Here is a 12462-nt window from a genome sequence, read left to right as displayed (position 1 = left end):
ATTTATTATGATAGCTTCCGATTTATCAACAAACGAATATTCTGTTTTTAATGCAACTTATATAAAAGCCTCAGATAATGGTAAAGAATTATTAGATGGCTTAAAAGATGGTTTGCCTCAGCTGGTTAATTTTGTTAAAAATATACCAACTGAAAAATTAGAATATCGTTATGCAAATGGAAAATGGACGATTAAAGATATTGTACTGCACATGATTGATACAGAAAGAATTTTTGTATATCGTGCCTTGAGGATTAGCAGAGGTGACAAAACACCTTTGCCAGGTTTTGAAGAAAATGATTATGTCCCTTTCGCATTTGCTAATTCACGTTCGATAGAAAGTTTATTGTCTGAATATGAAAATATCAGAAAGGCAACTGTCAGTTTTTTTGAAAGTCTCAATGAAGATCAACTTTTGTTTTTAGGTGTAGCTTCGAATACAGTTATTTCTGTAAGAGCAATTGGATTTATCATCACAGGACATCAAAACCATCACTTGAGAGTGATTTCAGAAAGATATTTGTAAATTAATCTAAGGCTCGTTTTGTGACATATGCGCGATAACCGATAATAGCCATCTGCCATTTTTTGGCTTTAGCAATATCTAGACCTTGTTTTGTAAAGCTTGGTAAAAGGATTTTGTTTATTTTGGCTAAAATTTTATACATAACGAGTTAATTTTTTCAAAGATATAAAAAAGACTTTGCAGTTAAGCAAAGTCTTTTTTGTGTTATTAGGTTTCAAAATAATTTTAAGATCGTTTATTTTCTTTCTCTAATTTTTTCATTTCTTTTTCCTGAAGTTTCATGTTTTTTTCATAAGCCTTCATGTCTTTTTCATATTGCTTCATATTTATTTCATACTCTTCAGAGTTTTTGCCATATTTCTCCTGAATCTCTTCAGTGAATTTCTCCATAGCAACATTGAATTTTTCCATGGCTATTTCGTATTTTTCCATTTCTTTTTCGAAAATAGCCTCACGTTTAGACATGATCTCTTCAATTTGTTTTTCATAAGCGGACATATCTGGTTCAAAAGATTCCATTTTTCTCTCAAATTCAGCCATTTCTTTTTCAAATTTGCTCATAGCTACTTTGTCCTTTGGATTTGCAGGAGGAACAGGAGGTTTAGGCATTTTTGACATATCTGCTGCTGGAGCTTGTGGCATTGGTCCAGTTGGAAACGCAGGCGGAGTAGGAGGGACAGGTAGTGTTATTGTTGAAATTGTACTTATTTTGTCAGGACTACTTGTTTCACTTACTTCAACAATCCGGTTTCCAATGACCATTGGTTTATCTATTCCGCCATCGGTAACTAAATTAATTTTCCTAGATCCATTTTCTGTTGCAATAACAATTCCACAGCTTTTAATGGGCTCATTACCTTCAATCTGAATGGTTTGATCTTGACCAGTACCTTTTTCAATATCAACCTTAATAGCGGTCAATTGATTATTTGAGTTCCTTTTTACTTCAGAAATTTCAATATCAACATGGTGAATTTCCTTCAGTTTTTTTGTTATTTCTTTTAATTCGGCATCCGTTGTGGTATTTTTAATTTTATAAACATCTACTGACTGATTTCTTTCTGAAACTTTTTTGGTTTCATTTTTTTCTTGTGCAATAGTTTTTATCTGAAATAAAAGGATAAATGCTACAAGTGCCGGAAGTATAGCATAATACTTCCAATAATTTCTCTTTTTTGATTGATTTTTGTTTAACATGACGATTCGTTTTTTGATTAATGATTGATAAAAATGATTGGTGATTGCAACACAATTTTCGTGTGTTGTTATTTTTAAAAGCGTGTACTGATACGCTTTTTTGTTGGATATTTTTTTGGCAGCTTCTTTATCTGCAATGAACTCAAGATTTTGTAAAATCGCTTTTTTGTACAGCCATATAATAGGGTTAAACCAAAACAACACACAAAAAAATCTGGAAATCAATACATCAACAGTATGATTTTGGTCACTGTGTACTTTTTCATGCTCAATAATATTCTCTAATTCTGCAGTTGTATACATTGATGAGTTGTATACGATGTAATCAAAATAAGAAAACGGAGCAATATTTTCAGATATATCAACGAATTTGAAATCAGCTTGTTGTTGTATTTTTTTTCCTTTCAGAACTGAATTTAGGCTGTAAAAATCAGCAGCAAATTTTATTAAAAGAGCAATAAATCCAATACAGTAAATCGAAATAAGTATATAATTCCAATTTATTTCAAATGATTCTTGTGGAATAGTTTGCGGTATAAAACTTTGTGAATATTTCAAATTTGGTACAGTAACAGGATCAATCCAAATGATTTTGGTGTAAACAAAAAAGGGCATAACTACTGAAGTCACTAATCCTGAAAGTAGAAACCATCTGTTACTATTAAAAAATGTTTCCTTACCCAATAAAAAATAATAAGCACAATAAAACAATATTATTAACCCGGATGATTTTGCGATATAAATGAAGATGGCTTCCATAAATGATTATTTTTCTTCTTTTGGATTTTCAATCATAGCTAAGATTTCGCGTAATTCTGCTGCTGAAATTTTTTCTTCCCTGGCAAAAAACGAAACCATGCTTTTATAAGAACTATTGAAATAATTATCGATTGCTGTATTCATGAAACCTTTTCGGTAATCTTCTATACTTACAATAGGAAAGTATTGATGTGTGTTTCCGAATGCATTATGGCTTACATATCCTTTTTCTTCCAGATTACGAACAATAGTTGAAAGTGTATTGTAATGAGGCTGGTCTTCAGTAATTTCTGCCAGAACTTCTTTTACAAAAGCTTTTTTTAGCTTCCATAAAATATGCATGATTTCTTCTTCTTTATTGGTTAACTTTTGCATCTGTTTTAATTTTTGTCAAATCTAAAACTATTTTTTTAGTTACACAACTATAAAAGTAGTTATTTAACTTATTTTGTAGTTTTACTAGTGTAAAAAACAGATTGTAAATAAAAAAAGGCTGCCAATTTAATGACAGCCTTGATTTTTTTTGTAAAAAGATTAGTAGAGACGAGTAAATAATCCTTTTTTGTTTCCTGAGCCTCCGCTGCCGGTAATTGTAATGTGTCCGGTATTGCCATTTCCGTCATAACCCCAGGCAAGATTATTTGTGGCTGTATTATTAGTCACGGTATGTGCAACATTTTGTCCGGCACTTCCTAATTTGAATCCGTTTCCGTCACCATTCGATCCAAAGCCGTTGTTGCTGGCGGTGCAGCCCTTTATTGTAACTGTGTATGGCTGTCCGTAAAGATCCCATCCGTCATCAGAATTGTGATTAGCGGTACATTTTTCAAATACATTGTTTTTTCCGGCAGATAATTTGCAGGCAAAACCATCCGCATTTTCACCTCCATTTGCAGTATCATAATTATCGTTTGATTTGCATGAAAGTACATAGTTATCATGTCCTCCGTTGTAGATTTGCAGACCTGAATCGCCGTTAGCTAGAGTGCTTACATTGTAAACGTAATTGTAGCCGCCACTTTGAAATACTATGCCACAGTCTTTTGCATTTTTAATTGTCATATTTGTAATGTTCCAGTAACTTCCGTTTACTTTTACACCCCAGCTCCCTGATGGCTGGCCTGAACAATTTAAAACACCTCCTGTTAAACTTATTTTTGAACTTGAAGTTCCGCTTTTTGCCAGTTCTAAAGTTTGAGTAAGGTTTATTGTACCGCTAATTGTGATAACATCTCCCGCAACCGCAGATGAAACGGCTGATCTCAATGCAGCTTCTGTTGTTACAGTACTATTTTTAGAAGTTAGACCACTATTCTGTGGTGTAGTTTCTTGATTATCAATAGCGGTTTCACTTTCTGTTATTGGTGTATCACTGTTATCACAAGCAGTAAAAGAAAGAATTGAACATAAAACAAGTAATTTAAAATTTGTTTTCATAATAATTTAATGGTTGATTATTGGTTAATAAAGTTCTTTGTTTTTAATTCCAAGCGCTTAGAATTAAAATACTGATTTTCAGTATGTAATCGATTACGCAAATTTATATAAAAAAAATGTTACAAAATGAATTTAATTTAAAAAAAATGTATTTTAATTGATTATTGCAAAAAATAATTGATTAAAAAATTGAATAAGTTCAATTAATTAACTGTTTTTTTGTTTTTTTTAACTGATTTTTTATGTAAGAAGTCAGAATTTATTCAGTGAAGATTATTTGAAAATCTATTTTAATGCTTAAAAACAGATAAAGATCAATAAAAAGTAAAACTGAACAATTAATTTATTGTTTTTGGTTAATTTTGCCCAAAATTTTAATGATGAAGAAAATCTTTATTTTTGTTGTGTTATTAATTTCTACTGTTGGTTTTTGCCAAAAGAAATTCAATCGTTTAGATGCTGAAAATTTCCAAAAAAAGATTAATGCAGAATATGCTGATGTTAAGACAAGTCCGTTAAAGGAAGAAGATTTGCGAATTTTTAAGTCGTTAGAATTTTATCCTATAAACGGTGCGTATTTTGTAAATGCAAAGTTTGTTAAATCAAAAAACGAAAAAGCATTTGAAATGAAAACTTCTACAAACAGAAAGCCTAAATACATCAAATTCGGAACTGTTTATTTTTCAATAGACGGTATAGCATTAAATTTGAATGTGTATCAGGATGTTGAGCTTTCTAAAACTGATGCGTATAAAAATCATTTGTTTTTACCCTTTTCGGATTTAACGTGTGGCAAAGAAAGTTACATTGGAGGGAGATATATTGACTTGGAAATTCCCAAAGGGAATACGATTGCAATCGACTTTAATCAATCTTACAATCCTTATTGTGCTTATAATCACAAGTACTCTTGCCCAATTGTTCCATTGGAAAATGATTTAAATATTGCCGTAAATGCTGGTGTAAAAAAATATCATTAAATATGTTTTTTTTTAATCTTCATACACATCACTTTACCAATAATCCGGATGTTTTAGAATTGGTTAATCAATATCCGCAAGATTTTGATGGTTCAGTTCCGTTTTATTCAATTGGGATTCATCCATGGTATATTGTTGAAAGCAGAATTGATGCTGATTTAAAAATCATTGAAGAAAAATTAAAAGAACATAATTGTCTGGCTATTGGTGAATGCGGTTTGGATAAACGAATTGAAATTCCGTTTGATCTGCAAATTTTGGTTTTTGAAAAACAGCTTGCTTTGGCCGAAAAATATAAAAAACCAGTAGTAATACATTGTGTAGCGGCTTTTCAGGAAGTAATTGCAAGTAAGAAAAAAACAAAAATTGCTGTTCCTCTAATTATACACGGGTTTTCAAAGAATCATCAAATTGCTAATCAGCTAATTAAGGAAGGTTTTTATGTTTCGTTTGGAAAATATTTATTACGAAATCCAGATTTGAAAACGGTTTTTCAAAACTTACCAAATGATCGTTTCTTTTTGGAAACAGACACAATTGAAGAAAGTATTCAACAGGTTTATGAAGTAGCTTCAAAATATAAAGAATTAAAAAATGAGCAATTACAATCTGTAATTTCAAACAACTATAAAAATGTGTTTCAGAATCAATAATCTGAAATAGAAATTAAACAAATTAAAATAACAAAAGAAATATATGGCAGAGTGGACAGAAAGAGCCGAGCTTTTATTTACAAAAGAAGGATTAAATAACCTGCAAAATGCAAATGTTTTAGTTGTAGGTCTAGGTGGAGTAGGATCTTTTGCAGCCGAATTTTTGGCAAGGGCTGGAGTAGGGAATATGACAATTGTTGATGGTGATGTTGTAGATATTACCAATATAAACAGACAATTGCCTGCTTTGCATTCGACTGTAGGTGAGCCAAAAATTAAAATTGTGGGAGACCGCCTGATGGATATTAATCCTGAGCTAAAATTAACCCGTGTGCAGGAATTTCTATCTCCGGATCGTGCTTTTGAAATCGTTTCCCCTGAATTTGATTATGTTTTGGATTGCATAGACAGTATTACACCAAAACTAAATTTGATTATTGCCGCAAAACGCAAAAGAGTAAAAATCATAAGCAGTATGGGAGCAGGTGGAAAAATGTTAGCTTCTAAAGTTAAAGTTTCAGATATTTCCAAAACAATTAATTGTTACTTTTCTAAAGCAATCCGAAAGCGATTAAAAGTTGCAAAAATTAACAAGTTAAAAGTTGTTTTTTCTTCTGAAATACAAGATGAGAAAAGCCTGAAATTAACCGATGGTAAAAATTTTAAAAAATCTTTTTACGGTACTAATAGTTATATGCCCGGATTGTTTGGTCTTCATGCTGCTGAGACCGTAATTCGGCACCTGATTAAAAAAGAATAAATTAAATGCTTAAGATTTTAGCTTCCTCTAATCAACAAAACTTAGATTTTCAGAACCTTTTGAACTAAAAAAATGATTAAAACAGTAATTTTTGATATGGACGGCGTAATTGTCGACACAGAACCCGTTCATCGTTATGCTTATTACAAACAATTTTCAGAGTTAAATATTGAAGTCACCGAAGAAATGTACACTTCATTCACCGGATTTTCAACCCGAAATACATTTCAGACTTTAAAAGGTTTTTTTCCAACTATAGAACATGGTGTGGAGGATTTAATTCAAAGGAAAAGAAGTATCTTTAATGATGCTTTTGATACTAAAGAAGATTTGTATTTATTAGAAGGAGTTGAGGATTTAATCAAGGATCTGTACGCTAACGGAATACAGTTGATTCTGGCTTCATCTGCTTCAAAAGTAACTATTGACCGTGTTTTTAACCGATTTAATCTACATCAGTATTTTTCTGCAGTTGTGAGTGGTGAAGATTTCCCACAATCGAAGCCAAATCCGGCAATTTTCGTGCATGCTGCATCATTATCAATTGCTCCAAAAGAAAATTGTATCATTATTGAAGACAGTACAAATGGTGTAAAAGCGGCTAAAGGTGCAGGGATATTTTGTATTGGGTACAGAAGTGAAAATTCCGAAGGTCAGGATTTATCAGAAGCAAATTTAATAATTAATCATTTTGATGAGTTAAATGCTTTAAAAATATCAGAATTAAGTATTTGAATTAAGTAAAATTTAACTATTCTCTTTTTTTGAATTCGTAATTTTGAAAAAAAACAAACAGATTTATAAAAATGAAAAAACTACTTATTGCATTAGTCATTATTTTGACACCTCTTTTTGGAGAAGCGCAAATAAAAACACCCCAGGCAAGTCCAAAAGGGTATATTAAACAAACCGTTGGATTAACGGATGTTGAAGTTACCTATTCAAGGCCAGGAGCCAGAGGTAGGGCAGTTTTTGGAAACCTGGTTCCATTTGGGAAATTATGGAGAACCGGAGCTAATGAAAATACGATAATCAATTTTGGGGATGACGTTGTCATTGACGGTAAAACATTAAGGAAAGGTAAATATTCCATTTATACGATTCCAAGGATAGAAAGCTGGGAAGTAATCTTTTATCTTTCTACAGATAATTGGGGACTACCTGAAAACTGGAGCGATGCATACGTAGCTTTAAGAACAACGGTTAAAGAAGATGCATTGCCAACTCCTGTTGAAACTTTTACTATTGGCATTAATACTCTGGATCAAAATTCTGGTTATTTAGAAATGGCTTGGGAAAACTCCCATGTAGCTTTGAAATTCGAAGTCCCTACTGCAAAAATAGCTACAGCAAGCATTCAAAAAACTTTAGCTGGTCCAACATGGAATGATTATTATGCCGCATCGCAGTATTTATTTCAGTCAAACGGAAATATGATAAGTGCAAGGGAATATATTGATAAAGCTTTGGAATTGAGTACAGATAAGCCTTATTATTTATCAAGATTGAAATCATTGATTCAGGCAAAACAAGGAGATAAGACAGGTGCTATTGAAACGGCTAAAATTTCTTTGGCTGCTGCCGAAGCTGCAAATAATCAGGACTATGTAAAAATGAATAAAGATAGTATTTCAGAATGGAGTAGGTAAGCTGTATTTTGATTTGATAATAAAAACCCATTTTGATGATACAAAATGGGTTTTTTATTGGTTACTTAAAAGGTCTCTATATCAAATGAAGCATTGAAAGTTTGATTTGCTTCGAGAATAACTATTCCTTCTTTTTTAAACAAATCACCATACTTTTGAAGCGTGTCAGAATAACCAAACCAAGGTTCAATGCATATAAAAGGAGCATTCTCTTTGGTCCAGATACCTAAATTTGGAAAATCTTTATAATCAACTTTAATGTAAGGTTTTGAGTTTTCCAGTATCGTTAACGAATTTGATTCAAGAGTTTTAAAAACTAAGGCATCGTTTTCAAATAATTGGTAATTTAGCGGTACAACTTTTTTTGAAGCTGCTAAAGTTTCGGTTTTATCGGAAATTAAACCATCTTCAAGAAGGAAAAAGTCTAATTTTTCTTCTTTTTCAAACTCAATACTATATTCTGAAAAATCTTTTGGTAGCGCAAAGGCTGGATGAGCACCTATAGAAAAAGGAAGATGTATTGCTCCTTTATTAATTACTTGATAAGTGATAATTAATTTAGTTTCTTCGAGTTTATACATAATCTGTAACTCAAATTTAAAAGGATATTTTAGAAGTGTTTCTTCATTGTTAGATAAAGAAAAAGTAGCTGAAGATTCTGTTTTTTCAATCAATAGAAATTCCAAATCACGTGCAAAACCATGTCTTGATAAGTGATAATCTTTTTCATTAAATCTATAAGTTTCATTTTTTAAACTTCCCACAATCGGAAAAAGTACTGGAGAGTGTTTTGGCCAATAATTTGGATCACCATTCCACATATATTCCTTATTTTGATTATCTGACAGTGAAAACAATTCAGCTCCTAGATGTTTTATTGATGCTTTAAGTTTTGAATTTGATATTGTTGTGTTCAAAATACTATTTTTTTAAAAGATTAATGTATTATTTATTGTAAATATAATTTTATAGTTTTATTTTCTTACGAAAAGTGTTTAAATTATTTTTTTGATAATATTTTGCTAAAATCAAATATAAGTTTTGGTTTTTCTCTGTAAATAGCTTTTTTTTTCATTAATTTGCTACATAAACAGGTATAAAATATGAAAAAGCAGTCCTTTAAAGCCTTATTGACATTGGCTTTGTTTGTAGGAATTTCTTCGGTTTGGTCACAACAGGCACCAACAGCGACAGAAAATCCGGTTAATAGATATAATTATCATGATGCGTTCGCGCCGCATTTTTACACAAAGAACGGTACACCAACCCGTTCAGCTAGTGGGCAGCCAGGTATTGAGTACTGGCAAAACAGAGCAGATTATCAGATCACGGCAAAATTAAATGCTACTATAAACGAGATTATTGGTACAGACGAAATTACCTATACTAATAACAGTCCAGATCAATTATCATTTTTATGGCTAAATTTAGATCAGAATTTATTCAAAAATGATTCAAGAGGAAATGCGGTTGTACCTTTAACAGGAAGCCGTAATGGGGCTCAGGGACAGATTTTTGATGGAGGATTTAAAATAAAATCTGTAAAGGTACTATCAGGAGATAAGAAAAAAACACAAACTGAAGCAAAATATAGTCTTACTGATACCAGAATGCAAATTTTTCTACCTGAGGAGTTGGCATCAAAAGGGGGTTCAGTAAAAATAAAAATTGATTTTTCATTTATTGCTCCTTTTGAAGGATCTGACAGAATGGGAGTTTTGGAAACCAAAAATGGCAAAATTTTTACGATTGCACAGTGGTATCCCCGCATGTGTGTGTATGATGATGTAAGAGGATGGAATACAGCACCTTATTTAGGAGCCTCTGAGTTTTATCTGGAGTATGGTAATTTTGATGTAAAACTTACGGTACCCGCAAACCATTATGTGGTAGGCTCGGGAGAATTACTCAATGGCGCAGAAGTATTTTCAGCCGAACAATTCAAGCGTTATAAAGAAGCCGGACAAAGTGACAAAACCGTAATGATTCGTTCTGCAGAAGAAGTTTCAGCTACTGCAAATGCAAATGTAACTACTGAAAAAACATGGCATTATCAAATTAAAAATGCACGTGATTTTTCGTGGGGTTCATCTCCTGCTTTTATTTTAGACGGAGCAAAAATAAACTTACCAAGTGGAAGAAAAGCTTTGGCTCTATCTGCCTATCCTGTTGAAAGTGCTGGAAAAGATGCTTATGGCCGCTCTACTGAATATGTTAAGGCTTCAATCGAACATTATTCTAAACAATGGTTTGAATATCCTTATCCGGCAGCTACAAATGTAGCAGGAAATGAAGGAGGAATGGAATATCCCGGCATTGTATTTTGTGGTTGGGAATCAAAAGGTAAAGATTTATGGGGGGTTACAGATCATGAATTTGGTCATATCTGGTTTCCAATGATTGTAGGTTCAAACGAAAGATTGTTTGCATGGATGGATGAAGGTTTTAATACTTTTATTAATTCATTAAGTACAAATGCATTTAACAATGGAGAGTACAAAGAAGAGGCTACCGATCTGCATGAAATGGCGGAACCTTTTACAAGACCGGATTTAGAAACCATTATGAGTTCTCCGGATAATATGAAAGAAGTTAATATTGGTATGTTGTGTTATTTTAAGCCAAGTTCAGGTCTAATTATTTTAAGAGAGCAGATTTTAGGAAAAGAACGCTTTGATACAGCTTTCAGGACTTATATTCAGCGTTGGGCATACAAACATCCGCAGCCAGATGATTTCTTTAGATCAATGGAAAATGTTGCAGGTGAAGATTTAAGCTGGTTTTGGAGAAGCTGGTACGTAAATAACTGGCGATTTGATCAGGGAATTAATTCAATAAAATACGTAAAAAATGACCCAGCGAAAGGAGTCATTATTAATGTTGAAAATTTTAACAAAATGCCAATGCCAGTTGTTCTGGATGTAAAAACGAAAGGCGGAAAAAAGACTAGAGTTAATTTGCCTGTAGAAATCTGGCAGCGTAACAATGCCTGGTCTTTCAAACATAATTCTACAGAAGAAATAGAAAGCATAACATTAGATCCCGATCATGTTTTTCCGGATAATAACGAAAGCAATAACATATGGTCAGCAGGAAACGGAAAAGTGGAGAAAGATATTATTCTTGATGGCTATTTAGGAATTTATTCAACAAAAACGGCTCCTTTAAAAATTGAATTAACAGAAAAAAACAGTGTTTTGAACGTTGAAATTACAAACTTTCCAAAATTTTCAGTAGAGCCTGTTGAAGGTGAAAAAGATACTTTTGCATCAAACAGAGCAGGTTTGAAATTCAAGTTCAACGAAGCTAAAACAGCTTTTGATATGACAGTTTTAGGAAACGGACAAGTAATACCATTCACTAAAAAATAAAATAAATTTTATAAGTAATTTAGCCCGATAGGTTTATAAATCTATCGGGCTTTTTTTGTTATATAAAAATAACACTACATTAAAAAAATGTTAGAATTTTGAAAATTGGTTTTCAGAATAAAAAAATAATGTACTTTTGCACCAATGAATAAAATAAGTTTACATATAACTTCTTTGTCACGGACAATCTCACCTGGTACTTCTCCCGAAGTACGGATGCTATCTATTTAGTATTCAAAGAGTTTTTCGCCGCATATTTATTTATATTCATTTTTTATTTTGAAATCACATAAGTTGTCTACCGGACAAACATATACCAAAAGCATTTATTTTTTAAAAAAGTTCCTTAATCAGTTTTTTGATTTCGGGAATATTGCTTCAATGGCTTATGGTTTTATTTGCCTGTCTTTTGGATTTCAAATCAAACAATACGTTTTAATATTTAACGCTAAACTTCAATTATTGAAATGAAGATCTCTATTGTTGTAACTCAGGAAGAACACTTCAAATTCGCACAGGAAATCTGTGATACGATAGAATCATCGGCCTTGTTAAGAGGTACGGGGATTGCTAAAAGAACTCCTGAATATATTCAGAAAAAAATGTCAAATGGTGATGCGATGATAGCTCTTGCAGATGGGAAATTTGCTGGCTTTTGTTATATCGAAAGCTGGCAGCATGGAAAATTCGTTGCGCATTCGGGTCTAATTGTACATCCTGATTACAGAAACCTAGGTTTGGCTAAAAAGATCAAATCAAAAGTTTTTGAATATTCTTTAAAAAAATACCCTGACGCAAAAATATTTGGTATCACCACTGGATTAGCTGTAATGAAAATCAATTCAGATTTAGGTTATAAACCAGTTCCTTTTTCTGAACTTACGACAGATCCAAGTTTTTGGGCAGGATGTAAAACGTGCACTAATTTTCAAATTCTGCAAAGCAAAGAAAATAAGATGTGTTTGTGTACGGGAATGTTATATGATCCTAAAGATAAACCTAAAGATCCGCCAAGACATCCTTTTAACGAAGTTGTTTTAAGCAGACTGAAAAAAATTAAACAGGCCTTATTTTTAAATAAATTATTGTCTGTTTTATTTACCTAACGATTATTAAAAAGAAATATCAAA

General features: G+C 32.0%; 13 protein-coding genes. 8 read left to right on the top strand and 5 right to left on the bottom strand.

From position 1 onward, the window contains the following. Window positions 1–7 precede the first annotated feature (7 nt). Complete coding sequence (locus DMB65_RS07810; RefSeq protein WP_110306089.1) at window positions 8–526, top strand: DinB family protein; 519 nt, start codon at window positions 8–10, stop codon at window positions 524–526. Window position 527: 1 nt separating this feature from the next. Here the strand turns inward: DMB65_RS07810 and DMB65_RS07805 are convergent, their stop codons facing one another. The 4 genes from DMB65_RS07805 to DMB65_RS07790 all read right to left on the bottom strand — a co-directional run bounded on the left by DMB65_RS07805 (window position 528) and on the right by DMB65_RS07790 (window position 3919). After that, window positions 528–668 carry an SsrA-binding protein gene (locus DMB65_RS07805; protein ID WP_110306088.1) on the bottom strand — a complete coding sequence of 47 codons (141 nt, stop codon included), beginning with the start codon at window positions 666–668 and terminating at the stop codon, window positions 528–530. A gap of 83 nt (window positions 669–751) precedes the next feature. Further along, a complete protein-coding gene (locus tag DMB65_RS07800) occupies window positions 752–2482 on the bottom strand; it encodes a M56 family metallopeptidase (protein WP_110306087.1) in 1731 nt (576 codons plus the stop codon). Between the two features lie 6 nt (window positions 2483–2488). Beyond that, window positions 2489–2857: a BlaI/MecI/CopY family transcriptional regulator gene (locus DMB65_RS07795; RefSeq protein ID WP_110306086.1), complete on the bottom strand. Its 369-nt coding sequence runs from the start codon at window positions 2855–2857 to the stop codon at window positions 2489–2491. A 159-nt stretch (window positions 2858–3016) separates the two neighbouring features. Next, window positions 3017–3919: a right-handed parallel beta-helix repeat-containing protein gene (locus DMB65_RS07790; RefSeq protein ID WP_110306085.1), complete on the bottom strand. Its 903-nt coding sequence runs from the start codon at window positions 3917–3919 to the stop codon at window positions 3017–3019. A 380-nt stretch (window positions 3920–4299) separates the two neighbouring features. On the opposite strand from DMB65_RS07790, the gene DMB65_RS07785 reads away from it, so the two are divergent. The 5 genes from DMB65_RS07785 (at window position 4300) to DMB65_RS07765 (ending at window position 7961) form a co-directional block, all read left to right on the top strand. Further along, entirely contained in the window at window positions 4300–4899 is a 600-nt protein-coding gene (locus tag DMB65_RS07785) for a DUF1684 domain-containing protein (protein WP_110306084.1), read from the top strand. Window positions 4900–4901: 2 nt separating this feature from the next. Next, window positions 4902–5552, top strand: a complete 651-nt coding sequence (locus DMB65_RS07780) for a TatD family hydrolase (protein ID WP_110306083.1) — start codon at window positions 4902–4904, stop codon at window positions 5550–5552. A 43-nt stretch (window positions 5553–5595) separates the two neighbouring features. Beyond that, on the top strand, window positions 5596–6312 hold the full coding sequence (locus tag DMB65_RS07775) for a tRNA threonylcarbamoyladenosine dehydratase (protein WP_110306082.1): 717 nt from the start codon (window positions 5596–5598) through the stop codon (window positions 6310–6312). A 72-nt stretch (window positions 6313–6384) separates the two neighbouring features. Next, complete coding sequence (locus tag DMB65_RS07770; RefSeq protein ID WP_110306081.1) at window positions 6385–7047, top strand: HAD family hydrolase; 663 nt, start codon at window positions 6385–6387, stop codon at window positions 7045–7047. Window positions 7048–7118: 71 nt separating this feature from the next. After that, window positions 7119–7961, top strand: a complete 843-nt coding sequence (locus tag DMB65_RS07765) for a DUF2911 domain-containing protein (protein ID WP_110306080.1) — start codon at window positions 7119–7121, stop codon at window positions 7959–7961. A gap of 65 nt (window positions 7962–8026) precedes the next feature. On the opposite strand, the gene DMB65_RS07760 is transcribed toward DMB65_RS07765, so the two are convergent. After that, a complete protein-coding gene (locus DMB65_RS07760) occupies window positions 8027–8878 on the bottom strand; it encodes an aldose 1-epimerase family protein (protein ID WP_110306079.1) in 852 nt (283 codons plus the stop codon). A gap of 186 nt (window positions 8879–9064) precedes the next feature. Here DMB65_RS07760 and DMB65_RS07755 point away from each other — a divergent pair, with 186 nt between their 5' ends. Together DMB65_RS07755 and DMB65_RS07750 are read left to right on the top strand one after the other, a co-directional pair. Then, window positions 9065–11332 carry a M1 family metallopeptidase gene (locus DMB65_RS07755; protein WP_110306078.1) on the top strand — a complete coding sequence of 756 codons (2268 nt, stop codon included), beginning with the start codon at window positions 9065–9067 and terminating at the stop codon, window positions 11330–11332. A gap of 467 nt (window positions 11333–11799) precedes the next feature. Then, entirely contained in the window at window positions 11800–12438 is a 639-nt protein-coding gene (locus DMB65_RS07750; protein WP_110306077.1) for a GNAT family N-acetyltransferase, read from the top strand. The last annotated feature ends 24 nt before the right edge of the window (window positions 12439–12462 follow it).

Source organism: Flavobacterium cheongpyeongense (genome assembly GCF_003202435.1).
Classification (GTDB): Bacteria; Bacteroidota; Bacteroidia; order Flavobacteriales; family Flavobacteriaceae; genus Flavobacterium; species Flavobacterium cheongpyeongense.
Note: the sequence above shows the minus strand (reverse complement) of the source record. Positions and strands in the feature narration are given on the sequence as shown.